Origin of the sequence: Streptomyces sp. CBMA291 (genome assembly GCF_014596525.1) — a bacterium.
In the GTDB taxonomy this organism is placed as follows: domain Bacteria; phylum Actinomycetota; class Actinomycetes; order Streptomycetales; family Streptomycetaceae; genus Streptomyces.
Genome location: NZ_MSJP01000001.1, coordinates 1 through 24292 on the forward strand (window position 1 = coordinate 1; position 24292 = coordinate 24292).

Genomic DNA, 24292 nt, shown 5'->3' on the forward strand with positions numbered 1-24292 from the left:
GGGGGGGGGGGGGGGCGGGGGGGGGGGGCGGGGGGGGGCGGCGGGGGGGGGGGGGGGGGGGGGGGGGGGGGGGGGGGGGGGGGGGGGGGGGGGGGGGGGTGGCGGGGGGGGGGGGGGGGGGGGGGGGGGGGGGGGGGGGGGGGGGGGGGGGGGGGGGGGGGGGGGGGGGGGGGGGGGTGGGGCGAGGGTCGGAGGGGCTGGGCGAGGGGTCGGCGCGCGGGCGCGGGGTGTGGCCGCCCGGCGCGGGCTCGGGCCCGGGGGCCGTCAGGCCGCCGCGGCGAGCCCGGGAGCCATCTGTCCCGCGGTGATCGCGTTGTGGCTGCGGCCCTCGCCGAGGTCGTCGAGGACCGGGCGCAGGTCGGCCAGGGCGAAGGAGCGGCGCAGCCAGCGGTCCGCGCCGTCGTAGCGCGGGTTGAATCCCGTACGGCCGTGCACCGTACGCCGGTTGTCGAGGATGATCAGCTCGCCGGGTTCGAGGACGATCCCGCGCAGGGAGCCGAGGACGGCGTCCTCAAGGGCAGCGAGGGCCGCCCGCGCGGCGGGGGTGGTGCCGACCGTGCCGTGGAAGTCCACCCGCAGGTCCGGGTTGGTCTCCGTGCCGGAGAGCACCGGGGCGGCCGGGGCGAGGACCTCCTCGTCGGTGTCGTGGACGAAGGACGTGCTGAACTTCGTCCGGAACTCCGGTCGGCGCAGGGTGGCGACGGTCCTCGCGTCGAGTTCCGGCAGGACGTCGCCGATGCCGCCGGTCACGGTGGCGGCGATCCCGTCGCGGTCGCCGCGCAGGCAGATCAGGCTCAGGAAGTGCGGGGCGGCGGGATGGAAACCGTCCTCGGTGTGCAGTTCGAGGAGGATGGAGCCGCTGTTCTCCTGGCGCTGCTCGGCGCCGCGCTTGGGGCTGACGTCCTGGACGAGGTTGCCGTTCTTCTCGTCGCTGTACGAGATGGCGCGGCCCAGGACGGACATCACCATCAGCTGGGCGAGGGTCGCCACGGAGACCGAGGTCCACTCCGGTTCGTCCTCGGGCCGGTCCGGGGTGGCCGGCAGGCTGCCCAGCGGAAGCCCGCGCAGCAGGAGGGTGCCGCTGGTGTTGCCCTCGTCCCGGAAGGAGATGAGCGCGCGCCGGACCTCGCTCGGCAGTGCGGCGGCCGCGAGTTCCACGGCGTGCAGGAGGTCGGTGTTGTGCAGGGAGCTGTCCGTGTACTGGGCGGCCAGCCGCAGCGCGGCGGCCTCCAGGATGCCGGACTCGGTCTCGCTCAGCACGATTCCGGTCGTACGCGCGTCGACGTACGCGAATTCTTTTCTCATGTGGTGCTTTCCTTTCTGCGGGTCGTGCCGCGTGCTGGGGAGCTGCCGTCGACGGGCGATCGGCGGGCCGGGCGGTCGTCGCCTGGGCGGGGCACGGCGGTGTGGTCGTCGCCTGGGCGGGGCACGATTACGCGGCCGGCGCGGGACGGCGGCTGAGCCGGTAGACGGCGGCGGGGCTGAATCCGCGCCAGGCCTGCTCGCGCGGCAGGTTGTTGAGGAAGCGGGCCTTCTCCCAGTGGCGGGTGACCCGGTCCATGACCCGGCGTCCGGGGGTCAGGGCGATGTGGTGGACGTCGACGGCGACCGTGCGCGGTACGTCCTCGCCCGCCACCAGCTGGTTGACCATGTGGACGGCGAGCGAGCCGAACTGGGTCGCCGCCTCGGTGAGCTGCGGCACGCTGTAGTCGGGGCGGCCGAGGCCCTGGCGGAGTTCGCGGTACATCTCGCCCGGGATGTGCGACCGGGGGGCGATGCGGAAGATCACTTCCCAGGTGCTCAGCACGTCGGCGTCCTCGGCCAGCAGCTGCCCGTCGAAGATCCGCCGGACCAGCCGGTAGTCGAAGCACTGGGCCGCGAGCATGCCCGCCATGTCCCAGCCGGTGACCAGCGGCTTGCGCTGGCGGCAGGCCTCCTGGTGCAGGGCGATCTTGGCCCGCAGCCCGGACGGGGTGGTCACGTCGACTCCGTCGACGATGATCTCGGCCCGCCGGACGAGTTCCCGGACGTTCTCCCGGGTGATGCCCACGGGCACCACCTCGGCCTTGACGTGCGGGTTGATGGCGCGCAGGGCGTCGGCGCCCACCTCGGCCTTGTTGCGGCCCAGGTCGTCGACGGTGGCGTGCTGCCGGTTGAGGTTGTTCAGTTCGTAGGTGCCGACGTCCGCGAGGACGAAGTCCCGGTATCCCATGCGGCCGAGCGGCTGGACGGTGGCCCCGCCGATGGAGCCGCAGCCCGCGATGAGCAGGGGGGTGTGCCGGATCTGCTCCTGGAGCGCGGCGGGGATGAGGCCCCGGTTGCGCTGGGTGAGGGAGGCGTAATAGGTCTCCTCCGCGAGTTCGCGGGCCTCCTCGGGGGTGCCCACGTCGGGCGGGCTGCCCTGGTCCGTGTGCCGGCTCATGCCCTGGCCTCCCGGAAGGCGGTCAGCCGGGCCGCGACCGACCCGGGCGTCCCGGACGCGAGGACCGCGTCGAGGTGGTCCAGGGTGGGCCGGAGCGCGTCCGAGCCGGTGAGGACGAAGGGGTACGAGCGCTGCTGCTGGTCCCACATCGGTGCGAAGAGGTCGCCGGGGTCGACGGCGAGGGCCGGTACGTCGAGGGTCCGGGCGTGGAAGCCGAGCAGGGACAGCTGGAGGATGGCTCCGTTCGGCTTTCCGTCGCCGACGATCGCCGCGCCCTCCTCCGCCAGGGCCTTCAGACAGCCCTCGGCCCAGCCCCGGTAGACCCACCAGGGAACGGACACGGCGGCCTGCGAGCGTTCCATGGCGTAGTCGCGCATGAGCCGCTTGCCCTCCCACACCCGGTTCGAGGGGGTGGTGGCGCCGAGTTCGTCGGCGAGCCGCAGTCCGTAGTCGCGTTCGACGACGAACGGCAGGTGGGTGTCGTCCCCGAGGAGCGTGTGCTCGGGGCTGCGGGTGCGGGCCAGGGTGCCGTAGCCCCGCAGGATCCCGGTCTCCGTCTCCACGACCAGGGTGTGCTGGTCCTCCAGGGCGTGGGTGTCGTACGGCTCGACGGCGAGGCCGGCGGCGGCGGCGAGGTCCTCGTCGATCCAGCCGCGCTTGAGGTACTGGGCGAGGCGGAAGCGGTAGACGTCGTCGAGGTAGGCGGCGGGCAGTTGCGCGCCCCGCACGGTGAGGGTCAGCAGTCCCTCGGGGCTGGTGGAGCGGAACAGCGGCTCGCCGTCGACCAGGGCGTCGAGGTCGGGCAGCCGGGTGTCGGCGGCGGCCCGCAGCACCCGCTCGCGGTAGGAGTCGGGTGTGGTGGGGCGCAGGGGGGCGGCGGTGGTCACCGGACCTCCGGGACACCGAACAGCTCGCCGGTGATGACGAGGGCGAGCGCCTCGGGGCTGCCCTCGTAGATGCGGGGGCCGTAGGCGTCGCGCAGGATCCGGTCCATGCCGTCCTCGCGCTGGAAGGCGGCGGCGCCGATGAGGCTCATGGCGGCGTCGGCGTTGTCGATGGCGGCGCGGTCGGCGACCAGCTTGGCGACGGCGGGCTCGTAGGCCGGGGTGGGGATGACGGTGTCGGCCTTCAGGACGGCGTCCAGGTAGAGGGCGCGCGCGGCGGAGACCCGGGCGGACATGTCGGCGAGCTTGCGGGCGGACATCTGGTGCTCGAAGAGCAGCCGGCCGCCCTGTCGGCGGGTACCGGCCCACTCGACGGCGCGGTCGAGGGCGTGGCGGGCGATGCCGGTGGCGACGGCCGCGCAGGTGACGCGGGTGATGTTGCCGATGGCGACGTTGAGGTCCCAGCCGCCGCGCTCGTCGCCGATGACGTTCTCCTCGGGCACCCGGGCGTTGTCGAGGATCAGTTCGCCGGCGGGGGCGGTGCGGTAGCCGACCTTGTCGTGGATCTCGCCTCGGGTGACGCCGTCCTGCTCCAGTTCGGTGACGAAGCAGGTCAGGCCGGTGGAGCCGGGCCCCTCGTCGAGGTTGGCCATGACCGTGGCGTAGGTGGCGACCGGGGCGTTGGTGATGTAGCGCTTGGTGCCGGTGAGCAGGTACTCGCTGCCGGAACGGCGGGCGATCGTCATGTCCTGGGCGTGCGGCACCTGCTGGGGAAGGACGAGGTCGGTGCCGTTCTTCTCCTCGGCGACCGCGTTGCAGGCGAGGACCGGCTCCGGGCCGAGGAAGGCGGGCAGGTACTTGCCCTGGAGTTCGGGGTTGCCGCAGATCAGAAGCGGGGTCTGGAAGAGGCCGGTGGCGCCGAAGACGAGCGCCATGCCGGGGTCGGCGGCGGCCAGTTCCTCCAGGGTCAGGGCGAGGGCGAGCTGGCTCAGGCCGAGGCCGCCGAAGTCGCGCGGGATGGCCATGCGCAGCAGGCCGAGGGCGTGGCCCTTGCGGACGGTGTCCCAGTCGATCTGGCCCTTCTCGATGCGGTCGCGCTCGGCGGCGCCGGGGGCGACCTCGTCACGGGCGAAGGCGACGACCTGGTCGAGGACGCCGGACTCGTAGGAGTCGAGCAGCGGGTGGGCGGCCGGGTTGTGGGTGTACGTCATGGGGATTCCTTGTCTGGGGCGTTCAGCGCGGAAGGGCGAAGGTCGTCAGGGCCTGCCCGACGGCGAACGTCTGCATGACCGGTCCGTGCGAGGAGACGCGGCGGCTGGTGACGGTCCGCAGGAAGGTGCGGCGGCCGGCGGCGAGGTCGTCGAGGTCCGGGTAGCTGATGCGCAGGACGTGCGTCGGCTCCGCGTCGGTCAGCTCTCCCGCGGGGTCGAGGGTGAGGTCGGCGGCGGGCTCGGAGAGCACGAAGCGGACGGTGGCGCCCGCGGCCTGCCAGGCGGGGGCGGCCTTCGCGGCCGCGGACAGCGTGTTCGGAAGCTCTTCGGGCGAGATGGCCATGCGAATTCCTTCGCGCTTGAGGGCGGAATCACGGATGAATACCGGCTGCCGTGCAGGTGTTGAATTTCTCGCGAACCCGACGGAAATGAATGACGGGAACGATTCCGTACGAAATGCGGGTCGATTCGAATTCGACCCGGACGCATCCCGTCGGGCTTCTTCTTTCGCCGCACCGGACAAGCAGTTGATTGTTAACCTACAGACCGCCCGGCGACCCTGTCCATGAATTCAATTCCCCTTCCACGGGAGTGGAACGCGCAATCCAGCGAGCGGTAATCAGCCGTCCATTGGTGGCCGGAAGGGGGGCGGGAGGTGTGGCCGGAGGGGGCACGCGCGTACGGCTCCGGGGCGGCGGGCGTACGGCTCCGGGGCGGCACGCACAGCCTCCGGGGGCCGCGCCCGTACGCCTCCGGAGGCCGTGTCCGTACCCACCCAGGGGCCGTGTCCGTACTCCCCCGGCGGTCGCGCTCGGAACATCCCCCGGGTGGCGCGTTCGCCCCGGGAAACGCGAAGTGGGCTTGCGGCCGGAGCGGCTGCAAGCCCACGTTCGGGAGGGGGAGTCGTGTGGTGGTCCCGACCGGCGGCCGGGTCGTGCCGGCCGGTCGCCGGTGGAGCGTCGCCGGGCGGGTCGGCCCGGCGGCGTTCCGGGGAGGTCGGTCAGGCGTCGGCGCCCTGGGGGGTGCGGGTCAGCGAGCGCAGGACGAAGGCGATCACGATGGCGATGGCGGAGCAGATGGCCAGGGCCAGGAAGCCGTCGCCGACACCCGCGGTGGTCGCGGTCCCGACCGAGTCGCCCTTTTCGAGGCTCCCGTCGACCGAGGTCGCGAGGATGGTGCCGATGACGGCGATGCCGAGGGCGGCGCCGGTCTCGTTGAAGGTGTTCAGGAGGCCGGAGCCCACCCCGGACTCCTCCAGCTTGACGTGGGAGGTGCCGATGCCGAAGAGCGGGACGAAGCAGGCGGGCAGACCGGCGCCGATGACGGCCAGGGCGACGATGGTCAGCGGGACGCTGCCGGTGCCGGTCGCCAGGATGCCGGTGCCGATCAGCTGGAGCACGGCTCCGGTGACGTACATGCCGCCGAGTCCGAGGGCGTTCGCGAGGGACGGTGCGACCAGGGCGACGACGAGGGCGGCGAGGCCCATGGGGAGCAGCGAGAGTCCGGTGACGAAGGCGCTCATGCCGTGGGCCTGCTGGAAGTACATGCTGGCCAGGTAGGAGCTGCTGATCATCACACTGGCCACCAGGAGGAGGCCGACGCTGGACAGCCAGTAGGTGGGCTTGCGGAGCAGGTGGAGCGGGAGCAGCGGGTCGGCCTGGCCGACCTCCATGAAGGTCACGGCGGCGAGGAGGAGGACGGCGGCGCCGATGCTGATCCAGGCGTTCCGGTCGCCGAAGCCCTCGTGCAGACGGATGAGGCCGAAGGACAGGGCGGCGAGTCCGGCGGTGGAGACGAGGGCCGAGGGCAGGCGGAGCTTGCGGCCGCTGCTCGCGCGGAGGGCGGGCATACTGCGCAGGGCGCCGATCAGGGCGGCGATGCAGATGGGGATGTTGATCAGGAAGGCCCAGCGCCAGCTGATGGCCGTGACGATCAGACCGCCGAGCACGACACCGATGGTGGCGCCGATGACGCCGAGACCGCTCCAGGCGGTGAGCGCGATCTTGCGCTGCCCTTCGTCCTGGTAGACCGCCAGGATGATGGAGAGGGCCGCCGCGGAGAGCAGGGCCGCTCCCGCGCCCTGGATGGCCCGGCCGGCCACGAGCAGTTCCTGGTTGCCCGCGATGCCGCAGAGCACGGAGGCGAGGGCGAAGCCGGAGAGACCGGTGACGAAGGTGCGCCGGCGGCCGAAGACGTCCGAGACCCGGCCGCCGAAGAGCAGCAGGCTGCCGAGCATCAGGACGTACGCGCTGATGGTCCACTGCATGGCCGTCTGGTCGGCGGGCAGCTGGGCTCCGATGGAGGGGAGCGCCACGTTCACGACCGTCGAGTCCAGCATGACCATCAGCTGGGCGACGCCGACCACCACGAGGGCGGTCCAGGGGGCCTTGGCGGGGGCCTGCGCGGGCGACTGCTCTACGCCCTGATCGGCCGGGTGGGGCGCTAACGCCTGCTCGGTCACCGTGTCTCCTTCGGGGTACATGAAGATTTATTCGAATGCATCGACCTGCCGCTGACAGTACATGCATACGCATGCATAGACAAGGGGCTGATGCCGAACCTACGATGAGGAGCGTGACGACAACAGCTCTGACCGAACGTTGGGTGGCCGTGACCCGCGCCTGCGCGGAGATCAACAACGCGGCCGAGCGCGCACTGTCCGAGAACCACGGCCTGTGCGCCAGCGCCTTCGAGATCATGGACGTAATGGCGCATGAGGAAGGCGAGGATGGCTGGATCCGGGCGGGCGAACTGAGTTCGCGCGCGTCCCGCAGCCAGCCTCAGGTCTCCCGCCTTCTGGCCCAGATGGTCGGCGGCGGCTACGCCGAACGCAAGCCCTGCCCCACCGACAAGAGAGGATTCCACGTCAGGCTCACACAGTCCGGCCGCGAGCTTTTCTCGCAGTCCGCGACCACCATGGACGCGGTACTGCGCGAAGTGGCCGAAAACAGCACCGAGGTACGGGACGTCATGGGACTGACGACCACACCTCGGTAATCAAACGGCGACGCCATCGGGCTTGCTGATAGCGTCGACGAAATTCCTTTCATCGCCCTTAGTCTCGTGCCGAGGACGAATAGAGGTGGCTGACCGGGGGGCGGCCACGTCGCACCCGTATGGGTCCGCGTGCCGGAACCCCGGGTCGGTTCACCAATACCCCCAGGAAGAGCGAAGGCACGCGACCGAGCCGCGCCACGGCCGGCCGTGCCTTCGCCCGGCAGCAGTGGGATACGGGGGTCATCATGCTCAACCAGACGATGCCGCGCACGACCGCCCGAGGCCCGGCGGCGGCCCGCAGGCCGCGCACGGCGGCCCAGCCCGGCTCGCAGAGCCCGGGACTCATACGGGCCGGCGCGTCGGGAAAGTCCCGGCCCGGACCCCCCGAAGGGCCGGAAGTCTCCTTCCGGATTCTCGGGCCGCTGGAGATCGTCACCTCCACCGGCCCCCTGCCGCTGCGCGGCATGAACCAGCGCGCCGTCCTCGCCTTCCTGCTCCTCCACGCCAACCAGGTGGTCGCCACCAGCGACCTCATGCAGGCCCTGTGGCCCGCCGGGGACGCCCCGGCGACGGCGCGCAAGGTGCTACAGAACACGATCTCGGCGCTGCGCGGGGTGCTGGCCCGCGGCGGCGTGCCCGCCCAGGTCGCGTCCCTGGTCAACAAGGCCCCCGGCTACATGCTGCGACTGGCCCCGGAAGCCCTGGACCTGGCCCGGTTCCGGGTCCTCGCCGCCCAGGGCCACGACGCGCTGGCCGCCGGACAGCCCGAGAGCGCCGCCCGCACCCTGCGCGCCGCGCTCCGGCTCTGGCGTGGCCGCGCCGGACAGGAACTCGCCGCGTCCGGCATCGACTGGCCCCAGTTGGCGGCGGCGGACAGCGCGAGGACCGCCGCCCTCGAAGACTTCTGGGACGCCCAGCTCCGCAACGGACAGCACTTCAAGGTGATCAACTGCCTGGAGGCCGCGACCGCCGCCGAACCCGCCCGGGAACGCTCCTGCCAGCTCCTCATGCTCGCCCTCTACCGGGCGGGCCACCAGGCCGAGGCACTGCGCGCCTACGAGCGGCTCCAGCAGCAGCTGACCAGGGACTTCGGCGTCCAGCCCAGCCGTGAGGTACGGGAGTTGCACCAGGCGATCATCCAGCAGGACCCCGCCCTGCTCCCTTCGGAGGGCAACGCCGCCCGCGAACTCGGCTTCAACGCCCCCTCCGACCCCGAACTCGATCTCCTGTTCGCCCTGTTGGCCCTGGTGCAGCGCCAGCAGCGCCCGCACGTCGTCACGCTCGCCGGGAACACCGGCGAGGGACAGGGCTGGCTCCTCTCCGAACTCACGGACAGGCTCCGCCGGGACGGCCAGGCCACCGTGTGGAACGTCCGCACCGGCCCGGACGGGGCCGCCCTCGCCGACGACCTGCGCGCCGCCCTGCGCCGTTCGACCCCGCACAGCCCCCTGGTGGTGGTCGCCGAGAACCTGCACCGCTTCGGCGACGCCGTCCCCGCCTGCATAGCCGAGACGATCCAGCTGGCGGGCCGGACACCCCTGTTGGTCGTCCTGACCGCCCGCGCCGAACCGGAGAGCCTCTGGCCCGGCTGGAACGCGGCGGTGCCCTGGTCGACGACCATCCTGGTCTGATCGCCCGGCCCTCGGAACACGGGGGCGGCGGCCGGTGAGAGGCAACGGGGCCTCCGGGGGACCGGCCGTACAGGGCGCCCTCCCCCACCCCTTCCCGGCTCGGGTTCGCCGATGACCCCGCGCGGCCCGCCGATCGACGGGGAACCGGCTGAAAGACTGCGGCCGTGATCAACGAGACGCCCCCGGATCCTCCGCAGGCCTCCACCGACTCCGGCACGGGCTCCGCGTACAGACCGGACACACCGGACATCATCGCGGGTGTGCTGGCAGCGGCCCCCTCCCGTCGGGTACGGGCGGTGGGCGACCTGTACCGACTGCTCCTCGACGAACGACGGACGTCCCCGGCGACCACATCGGCGGCCCTGGCGGTGGCCCGGCTGCTCGAAGACCCCCGCACCCTCGCCGAGGACCGCTGGCGACGCGGCTCGGGCCGACGATCACTCCGCGCCGAACTGCTCGACTGGCTGGCGTCGTTCGCCGACATCGCCCGCCTGGAAGCCGATGCGGGGGCCGGCGCCGGGACCGGCGCGGAGGCGGCGCGAGATCCGCTCACCGCGGCCCACACGGCGCGACGCGTGCTCCACGACCGGGTCGCGGCCTTCTGCGAGGACCCGGATCCGCAGGTGAGGGAGGCCGCGCTCGCGACGGTCGCGCTCCTCCTCGCGGACCCCGCCCTCGCCTCGTACGCCCCCCGGTACGCGCCCGCCGTCCGCACGGTCCTGGCCGTGAGCGCGGACTCGTACTACCGATGGATCGCCCGGGAGCGGCTGACGGCCTGGGGCGAGGACGACGGCGCCCCCGGCGGGGAGGACCGAAAGCAGCCGACCGGCCACCCGGGAGGCACCGCGGCACCGGAGCACCGGGCCCGCCCGGCACCCGCCCGCCCGGCACCGGGCGCCCCGGTGCCGGAGCCGCCGGTGGCCGCGCCGGGAAGCGAACCGGGGTACCGGGGCCCCTGGCGGATCGCCCGGGAGGAGGAACGGGCCGAGTGGACGTTCACCCCGTACGGAGGAGTCGGCCCGCTGCACTTCGGCATGACCCTGACGGAGGTCGCGGGCGCCCTCGGCGAACGGCCGGCAGGCTCGCTGGCCGCCCACCACGGCGAAGTCCGACGCCTCGACCACGCGGACTTCCCCGGCCACGGCATCAGGGCCCTCTTCCGGAACGACCGCCTGGGCTGCGTGGCCGTGGACGCCCTCACGGGCCCCCAGGTGAGGCTGTACGCGGCCCCGCTGACCGGCTGCACGCCCTCCCACGTGGAGAACTGGCTCGTCCACCGCACGACACCACGCCCCGGCAGCCTGATGCGCACCCCCACCGCCGACCCGGTCTTCGCCGAACTGGGCCTCGCCCTCCGCCCCCAACGAGCCGGCGACCTCGTCCTGACCCGCCCCCTCTTCCTCCTCCCCGACTGGCTGGACCTGTGGCACAGACTGCCGGGGGCGGAGAGGAGCCTTTTCTAGGACCCCAGGGGCTGCGCTGCCCATGAAGGGATGGGGCTGCCGGACACGTCCGCCGAAGCACTGACCGCACCCGGCGCAGAAAGAGGCAACAGGCAACGACGCCGAACCACGGTTGTCCACGCACCCGTCGTGCCAGACTCCCTCTCGGATGCGAAGCGAAGCGACGCCGTCACAGCGGGTGTTCACCGTCGGGTTTCGTATCGCTCGATGGTCGTCGGATGACGGCTCTCCATGAAGACGGACGATCCTCGTAGACCCTGTTCAAGGGGAGGTTGATGATGAGCACGACTTTACGTTTCGGCCCCGAACTTCGCCGCCTACGAGTGGAAGCGGGGCTGACTCTGACCGAGTTCTCCGTGGCGCTCAATTACGACAAGGGACACCTCAGCAAGGTCGAACGTGGGCAGCGTGCCGCATCACCCGAGCTGGCCCGGCGGTGCGACGCCTTCCTCGGCGCAGACGGCGAGCTGCAGCACCTCGTCACCCCTCCCGAGACGGACTCGGAACCGGAATCGGGCGCCTCCGAACCTCCTGCCCGTCCGAGCCGCCCGCTCGTCGGGCGCCGGGCGGTCCTCTCGGCGAGTACGGGAGTACTGATCGACCTCGGGCTGAAGCTCGGCAGCCAGGCGGTCTCCCCCGCCACTGATCCCCTCCTGTCCTCCTTCCGCACGCAGTTCGACCAGCTACGAAAGCTCGGCCAGTCCACCGCGCCCGGGGTCCTGCTGCCCCTGCTGGAGACGCAGACCCACGTGGTCGCCGGGCTGGCCTCAGACGCCCGGTCCGCTTCCCGGGCTCCCGCACTCCTGCTCGCCTCACGGTTCGCGGAGTTCACCGGCTGGATGGCCCAAGAGGCCGGGAACAATGACGCGGCACTCGGCTGGACGGGCGAGGCCGCCGAACTGGCACGCGCCGGGGGTGATCCGTACCTCGGTTCCTACGCACTGGTACGACGCGCCCTGGTCACTATGTACGGCGGGGACGCCGCCGGCACCGTCACTCTGGCCCGCCGCGCCCAGAGCAGCGAACTTCCGCCGCGCATCCGGGGACTCGCAGCCCAACGGGAGGCCCAAGGGCACGCGCTCGACGGCAACGAAATCGACTGCCTGCGCAGCCTCGAAAGGGCGCGGGAACTCCTCGCGAGCGACGACGCCCGCAGCGGCGGCGAGCCCGTGATCGGTACCTCCCATGTGAGCGATCCGGCGGCGATGTCGACCGGCTGGTGCCTGCACGACCTCGGTCGCCCCAAGGCCGCCGCGGAGCTACTCGACCGGGAGTGCCTCCGCCTGCCACCACACGCGCTGCGCACCCGCACCAGGTATGGCTTCCGCAGGTCCCTGGCCCACGCCGCTTCCGGAGAGGTCGAGCAAGCATGCACGATCGCCTCTGAGCTGCTCGGCGTGATGCCTGCTGTTCCGTCGGCGACGGTGAACAGCGATGTCCGGCGTCTCGCACGGGAACTCTCCCGCTTCCGAAGCAGCCGCGCCGTACGTGATCTACAGCCCGCGTTGGCACGCGTACTCGCCCCCGCGCACGACTGAAAGCCCTACGGACCCGGCGCTCACTCCTCCACCGAGCCAACCTCAAGCCGCCCAGCTCACCGGTTTCCCCGGTTCTCCGGCAGGACCCTCTGGATAGCCACTCGGCGCGCCGCATCACACCCGGCTCCTTCGAGCTGACCGCGACCGGTGACGCACTAGGCAGTGAGCCCTCCCTCGCACGCCCTCCCGTGGATGCACCATGCCGTCGCACGGCTGGGACCTCATGGCCCGAGCGGACCGAACCCCTCAGTCCACAGCGCCGCGCTCGTTCACCCGTCTACCTCTCACGAAGGGAACCTTCATGCCCCACGTCTTCGTCAACTACCGCACAGGCGACGAGGAGTCCACGGCGACCATGGTCGCTCGGGAACTCTCCCGCCGATTCGGCGACGAGCGGATTTTCTTCGCCAGCAACTCGATCGAGCCCGGCCACCGCTTCCCGGGCGAATTGGTCAAAGCAGTAGAGGAGTGCCAGGCTCTTCTCGCGGTGATCGGCCCACGTTGGGCCGAGGTACGGGGGGCCGACGGGCGCCCCGCCATCGAAGCCGAGCAGGACTGGACCCGTCGCGAGATCCAGACCGCGCTCGACCGCGGGGTCCTGGTGATCCCCGTGCTCGTCGGAAAGACCACGTGGATCGACCGCGCCGCCCTCCCGGACGATCTGCTGGAGCTGGCGGACTGCCAGTACCGGCGGTTCGACCACCGCAACGCCGGATCGGACCTGAGGACACTCGGCGACGCCCTGGCCCGGCTCCTTCCCGAACTCGGTACGGCGGACAAGGACGCCCGTGCGGCGCGGGAGCGGACAGAGGCGGCGGCCCCCACGTCGGCCAGGAGCACCGAGCGCAACAGGATGCGGACACGCGATGTCGAGCAGCGCGTGCGCGGCGGCATCGGAAACCTGAACGGAGACCTTTCCGGCACCTTCGTCAACGAGCCGCAGGGGCCCGTGAACACCGGTCCGGGCCATCAGTACAACGCGCCTCACTTCGAGGGCGACAACACCGGGGTCCAGTTCACGGCGGGCGACAACAGCGGTACGGTCCACCAGCGCTTCGAGCACGAGCGTCGGCGCTCGGACGAAGGGCGATGACTGAGCAGGACCGCGTCACCGTCAACGATCCGCGTGGCCCGGTGAACAACGGCGCAGGGCACCAGTACGTCTTCTACGGAATCAGCGCGGACTGGATGATTCGTAAAGGGGTCGAGTCTCTCCGGATCACCCGTGAGGACCGGGTGCGCCTGGCCGACCGATTCGTTCCGCCGGTGGGCTACCGCATCGCCGCCCGCCGTCTGGAGAAGCCCGGATCGATGGTGCTGCTGGAGGCGCAGCCCGGCAGTGGCCGCCGTGCCGCGGCGATCATGTTGCTGCATGGGTTCAGTGAGGAAGGAGGTACCGGCGAGGAGAGTATCCGGTTCGAGGAGCTTCCCATCACGAGTGAGGACGAGAACCGTCTCGCTCCCGGCAGAGGGGACCGTTTCCTCCTCGACCTCTCCGGAATCGCCGACGAGGAGGCGTATCGCAAGGCCCAGCGCCGCCTGGCCGTCCACCGGTCACAGGTCCAGGAGAAGGGGGCCCACATGGTCGTCGTCCTGCCGTGGGGCATGGAGCACGCCCACCCGGCGGACCTCGTACCGCACACGGTGAGACTGCGACGGCCGAGGGGCATCGCCGTCGTCACCCGGCACCTCCGCATGGACCTGATGCCCTTTCGCACCACGGATCTGGGGAACGCCGCCCTCCGGCAGTTATGCGATCGCTCCCCCATGCGGGAACTGGCGCGACTCGCGGGACTGGTGAGAGCCGCCCGCGACAGCGGGCGGTTCGGCGCCGACTTCGGGAGCTGGCTCGACCAGGCAATGCACGCGGTGACCGACCGTGCCGGCGAGGTCGGCCGACAGATGACCGCGGTCCACACCACACCTGACCGAGCCCTGCTGCTCGCGACGGCCATGTTCGAGGAGGTCCGCGCCGACATCGTCTACGAGGCATGGCACGGTCTGCTGAAGACGGTGGGGCACCAGGAGGAGGCGACGACCGAGCTTGGGCGGATGGACTTCGGAAAGCGTTTGGAGCGGCTCGGGATCGAGCGAGATCCGGATGCGCGGCTTCGCTTCGAACGGCTCGCCTACGCCGACGCCGTGCGGACGTACTTCTGGGCGAACTTCCCCGGAGTACGCGACGACCTCAGAGACTGGATCGACCGCGCCGCCGGGCTGCACGGCCTGACCACAGACGATCGGGTGAACCTGGTCGTCCGCTTCGGCGAGCGAGCCCTCGCCGCCGAACGGCCCGACCACCTTTTCGCCCTCGCGACGCGCTGGGCGGACCGCGCGACCGGAACGCCCTCGAATCCGCTGGCCGTAGCGGCCCTCGAATTCGGGCTCGGTCACGAGAGGTTCGGGGGATGGTTTCGCAAGCGGATACGCGAGTGCGTCGCGAGATCGGGCCCCTTGTCGGACAGCCTCGCACGTGTCCTGACGACAGTCTGCGTCCAGAACCTCAGTGCGACGCACCCGGATCAGGCGGTCGTACGGCTGCACTATCTCGCCGCACGGCATGGGGAGGCGGCGCGCGAGGCCCGTGAGGCGCTTCTCCATCTCGTCGGCCATGACGGTCGGCTCTACCGACTGCTGATCGACCGCCTGCGGGACAGGGTGCGTCGGGAGCCGCACAAGGCAGAGCCGCATCTCCAACTGCTCACCGAGCTATTGATGCGCGAGCGGGCGCCTGACCCGCCCCCGTGGCCGGACCTCTCCGCCGGTTGGGAAGCGGTGTTCTCCGAGCCGCCGACGGAGCTGTGGAACCCGCTGGTGAGCGGCTGGCTGAACGCGGTGGCGGGCGACAGCACACAGATGACGGCGCTGGACGTGATGGTCGGGGCGACACGCAGCCGCACGGCCGCACTTCATCGCCTCTACACCATCGCATGCGGCTGGGCCAGGTCCGCGCGCCACCCGTCCCGGGCATCGGTCGCCGCCCGCTTCTGGCAGCGCATCGACCACGTGCAGTACGGCCGCACGGAGCGTGCGGACGCCGGACCACGAGCCGCGGAAGAGGCACGATGAGACGCCGTTTTTCCAGCATGTTGTTCGTTGCTCTCTGCGGCCTCGCACCGGCTGTGCTCGGAAACCTCCAGCACTGGTCGGCGTGGTTGTGGGGCTTCCTGTCCATGGTCACGACCTCGGGCTCCCTGCTGCTCGTGATGACGGTCCTCAGCAGTGGCCACACGTCGGACGGCCCGTACGAGCCCGAGGAGCCCGAGGAGCCCGCGCCGCCGCTGGAAGAGCCGTACCAGGAGACACGGGTGATCGAAGCGGCGCTGCCGAGCGCGACCGACGGCTACGACTTCCTCTTCTCTGCCACCGTATGGTGGAAGCCTGTCCCCAACCACACCGGCCGCTCCGACGGCGCCTCCCCCGCCCTGGCCGTCGCCTCGGTCGTGAGCCGGGCCCAAGAGGTCGTCCGCCACGAGGAACCCGCGCGGGCGAGCTTCGCGCAGTACCTCTTGGACGGGGAGTTGAGCGTCCCGCTCCCGGACCGGGATGAACGCGTGGAGGCTCTGGCGGCCGATGTGACGTTGGCTCTCGCCCCCGCCGACCGCGAGCGCCTGAGGAAGCTGAACGATCTCCGCAAGGACGAGGAGATCTGGGAGTACGAGCGCCAGCACGAGCGCAACAAGCGGCGCTACCTCGGCGACGACGTACTCAAGAGCACGGGCAGCGCGGTGGTGTGGTGGCTGGCCCGCCATGAGAACGAGATCGAGAAGGCCGTCCAGATGATCGGCCCGCTGGCACAGATCGCGGCGGCGGCCAATGACGAGGAGGTGTCCGAGCTCTTCCGCCACCTGCTCGTCCCTCCGGTGGACGCGAGGACCGGGGACACTACCGGGAGAACGCTGTGGGACGAGGGTGGCCCTGGAGGGGAGATGTTCGACCGCGAGGAGGAGGTGGGGGTCGCTGATCGGCTGCGTCTGTTGCTGACGGCTGTGGGCCTCAAACCGGATATGGACGGGTATGTGGTGCTCGCACACCGTGTGATGCGGTTCATGGAAGCGGAAGGGCTGCACGAGGCCGCCGCGGAGATCAGGCAGGCCTTTGGGCTGGCTCCCGACGAGGAGCCAGAGGGCGACTCCCCGGGCCAGGCAGACCCCGCAGGGCCATGGCCGCCCCACTCCTCAGCCCCCGAAGGTCCGCCGTTCAGCGACGTATTCACACCTTGGGCGGCCGAGAGCAGCGTGAACAAAAGCAACAGAGAGCAGTGGGAGACGAATGAGGACGACATGGCGTCTCCACACCTCTGGGATCCCTCGCACAGCCCGCACCGGCCCGCCGAACCCCCCACCGGAGACGAGGACGGAAGCTGATCCGGTAGGCGTCGGCTCTTCGAGGTTCCTTCCCCTCGGCTACGGAGAGAACGCTTGCGGTCGACGGCGCCTCGCTGGTGGCGGCGCGGGCCTGGGCGAGGTGGAGGAGGGGCTCGGTCTGGCCTTCAGCGGGGGCCGCTCCGCAGACGCATCGGCTACGCCGTCGGCCTGCCACGAGCGAACTCGGCGAGCCGTCGACACATGACCTGCGCCCGACCGCGCCACTCAGTAGTGATACCGGGCAACGAGGATGACGATCTCCTTGTCCGTCACCAGATAGACAAGGCGATGCTCGTCATCGATCCGTCGCGACCAGGCTCCAGGCAGGTGATACTTCAGCGGCTCCGGCTTGCCGAGGCCCGTGAAGGGGTCACGCCTGACCTCTTCGATGAGCTTGTTGATCCGGGCCAGCATCTTGCGGTCGTTCTTGAGCCAGGATGTGTAGTCCTCCCAGCCCTGATCCTCGAAGACCAGCCTCACCCGGCACCCACACCTGCGTCCGGCGACTTGGGATCGATCAGCTCACGCTCGGACACATTGATGTGCGACAGGGCGTTCTCATACGCCTTGAGCAGACGCCGGGCGTTCGCCGGCGAGCGCAGGAGGTAGGAGCCTTCGCGCAGCGCCGCATAGTCCTCGGCCGAGACAAGCACAGCATTGCCGTGCTTGGAGACGATCTCGATGGCCTCATGGTTTTCGTTGACCTTCTTGATCAACGGAAACAGTTCCTTGCGGGCTTCACTCGCAGTGATGGACACGACCCGACCCTCCCAACAAGTGGTACTTAATAACGTACCACTCGTGGTGTCACCCGAGAGGGGAAACGACTGATGCCCGATCGGCCAACCCAGCACCCACCCAGCACGGGAAAAGCCCAGGGGCCCGCCTCCGGAGAGATGGACCCCTTCTGACCTGCATATTTACCGCGTCAGCGACGTCGTGTCATTTCATCCGCTCACACGTCGAACCGGAACTCCACCACGCCCACTCCGGCCCGCGCTCATCCGGGAGCATCCCGGCACCGTCCCGGCGCGGAGGTCGGTACGCCCCCCTGACGCTTGTCACGGCAGGGGGTGAGGACGGTGGGGAGAGCCTTCCGGGTACATCGCCTCGCATCCTGTGCGAGCCTCCGCCGTCGCCAGCCTGAAGGCATTCCGGCTCCACTGGTGCCTCTCGTCCATCCGCAGGTGCTGATAACCCGCCGGCACCACCTTCACCGCTTGCCACCCCATGGCGCGCAGTGGTTCCGGCAACCGCGCGGTGAGGTCCACGGCCACCGGGTCGGCCCCGTCCGCGAGCACCGCCGCCAGCACGGTCTCGTCCGGGACCCGGACGGGATCGGGCTGCGGCCCCGCCGGTACGAAAGCGGCCACCCACTCGCGGAGCGAGGACACTCCGGCCGGGGAAACCATGTACCGGATCCGATCCGGCTCGGATGCGATCCCGTGCGGTGCGGGCGGAGCGTCTCCGGACGATCGCTCCTGCTCGGCCTTCAAGCAGGCCCGCACCTGCCACGCCTCCTGGAAGGCGCCGAGCAGCGCGGCCCACGGCCGGTCGGACACCTTCAGACCGACCGAGGCGAGCGCCCCGGGCCGTTCCGCCGGATCGATCAGCGAGCCCACCACACACCACAGGCCGGGTACCGCGGTGGGAATCCTGGCCAGACAAGGCTCGATTCCTTCGTCCCGTGCCTTGCCCCACAGGGCGGACAGCGCCTTCTTCGCCATCCGCTCGGCCGCTTCGCAGGGCGGGAGCGTGGCAGCCGAGAGGTCGGTCCAGGAAGGCAGTCGCAGACCGCACTCCCAGGCGACCAGCATCGCGTCCCGTTCCACCATCTCCAGCAGCGCCGAGCGCAACGCCATCGACGGCGAACTACCGGAGGCGGCGCAGGACGGACCGGCGTCGAACCAGGCGGCCGTGTCCGTGTCCGTGTACGGGAAGTCGATCAGTCCCGTGGGTACCAGAACCGGGCTGTCATCGCTCAGCCGTCGCGCCGGCAGCCAGTCGAGTACGGCCTCCGCCGCCTGCGGAGCGGCCAGTGCCATCTCCGGTCCGTGCCAGGGAAGGGTGGGGGCCGACAGTTCGGCGGCTCGTCCGCGGACGGCGGGAAGGGCGTTCGAGGGGTGCAGGGCCGCTCGTTCCACCGCCTCGCCGGCACCGCGCAGCAGGGCGTCGGCACGCGCGTGCCCCGCCGCCCCCACCACCCGCGCCGACATCGGAACGTCCTCGTCGTCCAGACCGACCACGGGCCGAAGGACGACGATCGTGTTCCACAACGGGCTTTCGGCCCCCTGGGGTGGAGCCAGGTGGTATCCGCGCGTCAGCCCCGACGAGGGCTCAAGGGTCCTCATGACGTCGATCATGTGGCGACCGCCCTCCAAGTGCTGATCTTCGGCGTCGGGGTTCCTGCGGGGGGACCCTGCGGGGCTCCCCCGAAGGTCAGCATCGGCCCTCGGCGATACGGGTGACCAGACCGAGCTGTTCCCGCTGGACCTCCGCCACCAGTTCCGTGATCCGTGCGGCGTGCTCGGGGGTGGAACACCACTGCATCTGGGCCACCGCGAAGCGGCGCCCCTCCGGCACGACGACCAGGTCAGGCCAGAGGACCAGGTCCGGGGCGGCGGCCAGCCGCTCAAGCTCCGGCCTCACATCGCCCGCCCACCCTTGGGGGGTGACGAACTCCGGTGTCAGGGACATCTGCTGGTACCAGGCGATGTTGTCCCGCAGGTACGCCTCGCGGGAAGCGGCCTCGTACCGCTCGGACCGCACCTCCTCCAGCACCCGACGGGCCTCGCGGGCATCGTCGAACACGGCGAGCGTCAGACGGTGCCGCCGGGCCGTGCGATGGCGGCGTGTTCCGCTGTCGTCGAGGAGTACCGCGGTGTGCTCGTCGAGAGTGGTGAAACGCAGACCCGTGTCGGCCATGCGCAGCCACAGGTCCCAGTCCTCCAGGCCGATGCCCGTGCGCCAGCCACCCGCCGCCGCGGCGAGCGGCAGGCGGTGGGCCACGCGTGAGGGTTCGAAAACCGGTCCCAGCAACTGGATCTGCGGATGCCAGCAGAGTTCGAGGATGCCGGAGCGGGAGACCAGCCGCCCCGCGGAGTCCCGGCGCTCGCATGCGGTGGCCACCACATCGGCGCCCTTGTCGAAGGCGTCGAGCACCACGGCCAGATGATCCGGGCGCCAGCGGTCGTCATGGTCGAGGTAGGCGGCGATCTCTCCCCGGGCCTCGGCCAGTCCGATCGTCCGGGGGCCACTGGGATGGCCGTGTCGCCCGGCACGGACGAGCCGGATGCGCGGGTCCTCGTCGGCCGCCTCGCGGACCCACTCGTCCGTGTCGTCCGTGCTGCCGTCCGAGACGACCAGCATCTCCCAGTCGGAGAACGACTGGGCGCGGACCGAATCCAGTGTGCGGACGATGGCCTCGGAGCGATTGTAGGTCGGGCAGATCACCGTGACGCGGGGAGCACGGGAGGACGCCGTCATGCCCTGGTACCGGCCTTGGCGAGGAAGGGAAGGCCCGGCTCCCCGTCCCCCAGCACGGACTGGACCGCCAGGAGGATTCCCGCGGATCCGGTGGCGAGGTCCATGGACAGCCGCATGCACTGGTCACCGAGGAAGGCGGGAGCCTCGTCATGGGAAACCGCGTGCCAGCCCAGAGCGGCCAGATGACTGCGGACGACCTCGTCCCGGTCTTCGGCCCCCCTCATCCGGTCCACCGCGAGCAGGGCGCCGGCCCGACCGGTGAAGAGACCGGCGTGGGCGAAGAAGGGAGTGGCGAGACGCTCGCCGAACTCGCTTCTCGCACGCGTGAGTTCAGGGTCCTGGACATGGGCCGTGACGGAATCGAGCACCAGGGCGATCCCCGCCCCTGCCGCCAGCACCGGCGTGCGCCACGCCTCCTCCCGCACGGACTCCTCGGCGGAGGACCAACCGCTGTCGGCCAGATCGGTGCGGAGCGCGTGCACCGCCTGGTCCAGGTACTTCGCCTCCCCCGTACGCTCGTGGAGACGCAGCAGGAACAGCGCGCTCCCCGAGGCACCGTGCAACAGGCCGGGACGCCTCCTCGGTCCGACCTGACGTACCGCTCTGCCGGATATCCGCTCGGCGAGCTTCTCCGCGCGTTCGAGAGGGCCGGACTCGCCCCACCGGTCGGCGAGGTGAAGCAGGGTGAGTCCCAGGCCGGACAGCCCGGAGAAGAGGGTGTCGTCCGTGTCCTCCGTGACCAGCGACTCGGCCCGGTCCAGAAGACCTCCCGCCAGATCACGGCGACCGAGGTCGTCCAGGACGTAGGCGATGCCGGCGAGGCCGTCGTAGAAGCCGGGCGACGGGGCCTTCATCCGGTCCACGGCGGAGGAGAGCCAGTCGAGGTGCCCGCCGGGGACATCCGTTCCGGTCCGGGCGAGGGCCCAGATGACACCGGCGGCCCCGAAGGCGAGGTTCGCGCCGCCCGCCTCCCCGTGGAACTGCTCGATGTCCCCGGGGTAGAGCCGGTCGGTACGGCCGGGCGTGGCCGTCGCGAGAATGCCGTCGGCCAGCCGTCCGCGCAGCTCCGGCCAGCCCTCGGTGCCGAAGCCGTCCGTCGGCCAGAGCTTCCGCGGCACGACCGGGGACTCGGCGACGGCGGCAGGACCGAGGTCCCGCCGGACCTCGTCCCCGAAGTCGTCCGGCAGCGGAAAGAGGCGGGTGACGAGGTCGATGAACTGGCCGGTCTTGGCCGGGTCCCAGGGCAGTGCCTGGGTAAGGGGGAGAAAGACACTCAGCCGCAGGCAGCCGAGGGCATAGCGGTCGACGTCCCGACCCCCGTAGCCGGACGGCGCCTGGAATCCGGGCGCGGCCATGGCCTGGTGCGCTCCCGCCTCGACCTCGCTGCTCGCCTCCAGATCGATCAGGGCGATCCGGCCGTCGGGGCGCACGAGGACGTTGTTCGGGTGCAGGTCGCCGAAGACCACTCCCCGTTCGTGCATCGCGTCCACCGCGCGTTCCACCCTGCCCAGCACGTCCAGGGCCCATCGGGCGTACTCGCCCAGGCGTTCGTCGTCGCAGGGCTCGTGCGACAGGAGGGGGTTGCGCTTGTACACCTCCCCCAGGAGCGACTTGCCGTCGACGTACTCGCGCACCAGGAACCAGTGTTCACGTCCCTTGCGGTAGTCCAGCAGGGTCGGCGAGAAGTCCAGCCCCGCCAGGTGTTCCAGGGCCCAGTGCTCCTTCCGCAGCCGCTCGACCGCGTCGGCGCCTGAGGCGTCCAGACCCGCGAGGGGGCGGGCCTCCTTGAGGAGCACGGTGTCGCCCGACCGGGTGTCGGTGGCCTGGTACACGCCACCGCCGTTGGAGAAGTGCATGGCCTTCGTCGGCCGGAAGGGGAAGTCGCCCAGGGTGCCCGCGTTCCGTGCCGCGACTGCCTCCTGGAGGCACTCGGGCAGCTCCACCCAGGCAGGCGGTCTGAAGCCGGGGCCGCGCACGTCCGGGACCCAGTTTCCGTCCGCGTCCTTGATGCAGTGGACCATCTCACCCGACGGGGACCGTACGAGATGGGCGACGAATCCGCCGTAGCGCACGTACAGCGGACCGGAGCGCCACCTCAGGTCGCTGAGGATGTACGGTCCCTGCTCTCCTTCGAGCAGCGCGCCGAGTTCGTCCAGGATCTCGGCCAGGTGCTGCTCGTCACGTGGGTAGACGGTGACGAACTTGCCGCTGCTCCCCCGGTCGCCGTACTTGCTGTTGCGCCGGATCAGCACCGACTCGGACCGGATGAACTTGAAGGACACCTCGCGAGGCAGGCAGTAGCCCCGGACGACCTCGATGATCCGTTCGGCGTTCTCGGGCGTCGCCGAGACGTGGATCTTCCAGCCCTGCTCGGGAAGCCGCAGCACGGGCGGGTGGAAGACCACCCATTCGCTGTCGGCGTGCCGGGTCCATCCGGACGGCAGTTCGGCCTTGGTGCCGGCGTAGTCGAGGTTCCCGGAGTCGGGATCCGGCACGTCGTAGAAGGCACCGGGCTGGCAGAAGGCGAAGTATCGGAAGTCCATCGGTCTCCTAGCCGAATGGCCGTGTCTGGCACCAGTCGGCCGCTTGCGTCGATCCTTGAGGGGGGCAGGTAGGGGCGGGACCGCGGTCTGGCCGTACGGTCCGGGCTACCAGCGCAGGGCTGGAGCCACGTAGTGCGCGTAGAGCCACGCGCCCAGGGGGCGGTCTCCGGAGGCCACTTCGGCCACGCCCACCTCGTCCTCCGGGACCACGGCGGTGGTCAGCCGGTATCCCTGGGCCGGCAGGGGAAGTCCGTCGGTCCGAACCGGCAGGAAGGCGGAGAGCGGCGCGGTCGTCTCGGTGCCCCGGGCATCGGCGACGACGGCCTGTCCGATCTCGGTCCGCACGGCGGCTCCCGCCCGGATCAGGCGCACCGCGGTGTTCTCACGGATCACCGAGAGGTCCGCGGACAGCGGCAGGAGCAGTTCGACCTGTCCCCCGGCGCGCACGGCGTACCCGCCGGTGACGGTGTAGGGGACCTTGACGAGGCCGAGGACCGCGGTGGCCGCCGCCGCCAGGAACAGCGTCACGACGCCGATGCGAAGGGGACGCGCGCCACCGGCTCGGGCGTCGCGCACCAGCCGGCCGGCTCCACGCCCCAGGTGGTACAGGAGGTATCCGAGACCGCCCAGCAGGAGCCAGGAGCCGAAGAAGCCCATCCGCTGCAACGAGTCTCCCCACATCCGCACGCCGGTGGCGATCAGGTACATCGGGAAGACCATGCAGGCGAGGCCGAAGGGGACCGCCCAGCGAAGCTCGGGCAGGCGGCGCTCGTAGCTCCCGCCGAACAGGACCCGGGCGATCCAGCGCCTCGCGTCCGTCAGCGTGTGGTCCCGAAGGTGAGGGATGTCGAGGTGGCTCATCAGGGCGATGTAGCCGTCGAGCTTCACGAACGGGGCCAGGTTGAGGAGGCCCGAGGTGTAGGCGGCGATCGCGAAGACGATCAGTCCGTCGCGCGCCATCCCGTGGAAGAAGGGGGAGGCGGTGGCCGTGGCACCCGCGATGACCACCTGGGTGGCGATTCCGGCGAGGGCCACGGCGACGCGCTGCTCCTTGCGGGGCAGTCGCCATCCGTCGGAGACGTCGCAGAAGAAGGCGGGCGAGAGGTAGAACAGCATCACGCCCATCCGGGCCGGCCGTCCGCCGTAGTGGCTGAGCACGGCGCCGTGGCCGAACTCGTGGATCGCGGTGGTGGCGAGGATTCCCGCGACCACGACCAGGTAGGTGGACAGCGGCAGCGGACGGCCGAGTACGGCGCCGACTTCCCGCGACTGGGCGGCGAGCGCCAGCAGTCCGCCCAGGGCGACGACCAGGGCCGTCACGCGTCCCGCCCTGCCGCTCAGCAGCCGTACCAGGGGGGAGGCCAACTTCAGCAGACCGTCCGGTCGCAGGAGGGTGAACTGCACGGTGAGCGGGGGAACGAACTTGACCCACCGGTTGCTCGTCCGGACAGGCTCCCCGTTGTCGAGCAGGTGTCCCTTCGCGAGCGTGTCGACCGCCGTACCGACTGCCTCCACGGTCCAGGGTGTTCCGAGGATGTCCGCGAGCAGCGCGTGGTCACGGGTGCCGTTCAGGGCGAGGACCAGCCTGGCGAGATCGGCCTCGACGCGGAAGTACTTGCGCTGGCCCTGTTGGATGAGCCAGGGACCGCCTTCCTCGGCGGGCTCGTGGACCGACACGTCGGCGGCGAGTTTCGGCCGGTCCAGGAACTCGGGATCGATGTCGGCCGAAGCGGTCTTGGAGGGCATGGGT

19 protein-coding genes are annotated in these 24292 nt (G+C 71.0%); 7 read left to right on the forward strand and 12 right to left on the reverse strand.

The features are described 5' to 3' along the window. Positions 1–264 precede the first annotated feature (264 nt). From BU197_RS00005 to BU197_RS00030, 6 genes are all read right to left on the reverse strand, one after another. Complete coding sequence (locus tag BU197_RS00005) at positions 265–1305, reverse strand: TauD/TfdA family dioxygenase (RefSeq protein ID WP_188266042.1); 1041 nt, start codon at positions 1303–1305, stop codon at positions 265–267. 127 nt (positions 1306–1432) lie between these two features. Further along, positions 1433–2422 (reverse strand): HesA/MoeB/ThiF family protein, encoded by a 990-nt coding sequence (locus tag BU197_RS00010; protein WP_188266043.1) that lies wholly within the window; start codon positions 2420–2422, stop codon positions 1433–1435. Further along, positions 2419–3309 (reverse strand): hypothetical protein, encoded by an 891-nt coding sequence (locus BU197_RS00015; protein WP_188266044.1) that lies wholly within the window; start codon positions 3307–3309, stop codon positions 2419–2421. Before BU197_RS00015 ends, BU197_RS00010 begins: the two co-directional genes overlap by 4 nt. Next, positions 3306–4517: an acyl-CoA dehydrogenase family protein gene (locus tag BU197_RS00020; RefSeq protein WP_188266045.1), complete on the reverse strand. Its 1212-nt coding sequence runs from the start codon at positions 4515–4517 to the stop codon at positions 3306–3308. The genes BU197_RS00015 and BU197_RS00020 overlap by 4 nt, the downstream gene beginning before the upstream one ends. A gap of 22 nt (positions 4518–4539) precedes the next feature. Beyond that, positions 4540–4860, reverse strand: a complete 321-nt coding sequence (locus tag BU197_RS00025; protein WP_188266046.1) for a hypothetical protein — start codon at positions 4858–4860, stop codon at positions 4540–4542. A 657-nt stretch (positions 4861–5517) separates the two neighbouring features. Then, entirely contained in the window at positions 5518–6978 is a 1461-nt protein-coding gene (locus BU197_RS00030) for an MFS transporter (protein ID WP_317452159.1), read from the reverse strand. A gap of 113 nt (positions 6979–7091) precedes the next feature. Here BU197_RS00030 and BU197_RS00035 point away from each other — a divergent pair, with 113 nt between their 5' ends. The 7 genes from BU197_RS00035 to BU197_RS00065 all read left to right on the forward strand — a co-directional run bounded on the left by BU197_RS00035 (position 7092) and on the right by BU197_RS00065 (position 16513). Then, positions 7092–7514, forward strand: a complete 423-nt coding sequence (locus tag BU197_RS00035) for a MarR family winged helix-turn-helix transcriptional regulator (protein WP_188266048.1) — start codon at positions 7092–7094, stop codon at positions 7512–7514. A gap of 245 nt (positions 7515–7759) precedes the next feature. Then, on the forward strand, positions 7760–9145 hold the full coding sequence (locus BU197_RS00040; protein WP_188266049.1) for an AfsR/SARP family transcriptional regulator: 1386 nt from the start codon (positions 7760–7762) through the stop codon (positions 9143–9145). Between the two features lie 164 nt (positions 9146–9309). Next, positions 9310–10608 (forward strand): hypothetical protein, encoded by a 1299-nt coding sequence (locus tag BU197_RS00045; RefSeq protein WP_223183134.1) that lies wholly within the window; start codon positions 9310–9312, stop codon positions 10606–10608. Between the two features lie 278 nt (positions 10609–10886). Then, the gene (locus tag BU197_RS00050) at positions 10887–12146 is read left to right on the forward strand and encodes a helix-turn-helix domain-containing protein (RefSeq protein ID WP_188266050.1); all 1260 of its coding nucleotides are present in this window, start codon (positions 10887–10889) and stop codon (positions 12144–12146) included. A 301-nt stretch (positions 12147–12447) separates the two neighbouring features. After that, positions 12448–13239: a toll/interleukin-1 receptor domain-containing protein gene (locus tag BU197_RS00055; protein WP_188266051.1), complete on the forward strand. Its 792-nt coding sequence runs from the start codon at positions 12448–12450 to the stop codon at positions 13237–13239. Continuing rightward, positions 13236–15215, forward strand: a complete 1980-nt coding sequence (locus BU197_RS00060) for a hypothetical protein (protein WP_188266052.1) — start codon at positions 13236–13238, stop codon at positions 15213–15215. Before BU197_RS00055 ends, BU197_RS00060 begins: the two co-directional genes overlap by 4 nt. Then, positions 15212–16513 carry a hypothetical protein gene (locus BU197_RS00065; protein ID WP_188266053.1) on the forward strand — a complete coding sequence of 434 codons (1302 nt, stop codon included), beginning with the start codon at positions 15212–15214 and terminating at the stop codon, positions 16511–16513. Before BU197_RS00060 ends, BU197_RS00065 begins: the two co-directional genes overlap by 4 nt. Before the next feature lie 225 nt (positions 16514–16738). Here BU197_RS00065 and BU197_RS00070 read toward each other — a convergent pair whose 3' ends face one another. From BU197_RS00070 to mpaP, 6 genes are all read right to left on the reverse strand, one after another. Then, positions 16739–16993 (reverse strand): Txe/YoeB family addiction module toxin, encoded by a 255-nt coding sequence (locus BU197_RS00070; RefSeq protein ID WP_188266054.1) that lies wholly within the window; start codon positions 16991–16993, stop codon positions 16739–16741. After that, positions 16990–17271 carry a type II toxin-antitoxin system Phd/YefM family antitoxin gene (locus tag BU197_RS00075; protein ID WP_188266055.1) on the reverse strand — a complete coding sequence of 94 codons (282 nt, stop codon included), beginning with the start codon at positions 17269–17271 and terminating at the stop codon, positions 16990–16992. The genes BU197_RS00070 and BU197_RS00075 overlap by 4 nt, the downstream gene beginning before the upstream one ends. A gap of 303 nt (positions 17272–17574) precedes the next feature. Then, complete coding sequence (locus tag BU197_RS00080) at positions 17575–18864, reverse strand: YcaO-like family protein (protein ID WP_188266056.1); 1290 nt, start codon at positions 18862–18864, stop codon at positions 17575–17577. 88 nt (positions 18865–18952) lie between these two features. Further along, the gene (locus tag BU197_RS00085; RefSeq protein ID WP_188266057.1) at positions 18953–19999 is read right to left on the reverse strand and encodes a glycosyltransferase family 2 protein; all 1047 of its coding nucleotides are present in this window, start codon (positions 19997–19999) and stop codon (positions 18953–18955) included. Next, the gene (gene lanKC, locus BU197_RS00090; RefSeq protein ID WP_188266058.1) at positions 19996–22542 is read right to left on the reverse strand and encodes a class III lanthionine synthetase LanKC; all 2547 of its coding nucleotides are present in this window, start codon (positions 22540–22542) and stop codon (positions 19996–19998) included. Before lanKC ends, BU197_RS00085 begins: the two co-directional genes overlap by 4 nt. A 105-nt stretch (positions 22543–22647) precedes the next feature. Beyond that, positions 22648–24288 carry a daptide biosynthesis intramembrane metalloprotease gene (gene mpaP, locus BU197_RS00095; protein WP_188266059.1) on the reverse strand — a complete coding sequence of 547 codons (1641 nt, stop codon included), beginning with the start codon at positions 24286–24288 and terminating at the stop codon, positions 22648–22650. Positions 24289–24292: the final 4 nt, after the last annotated feature.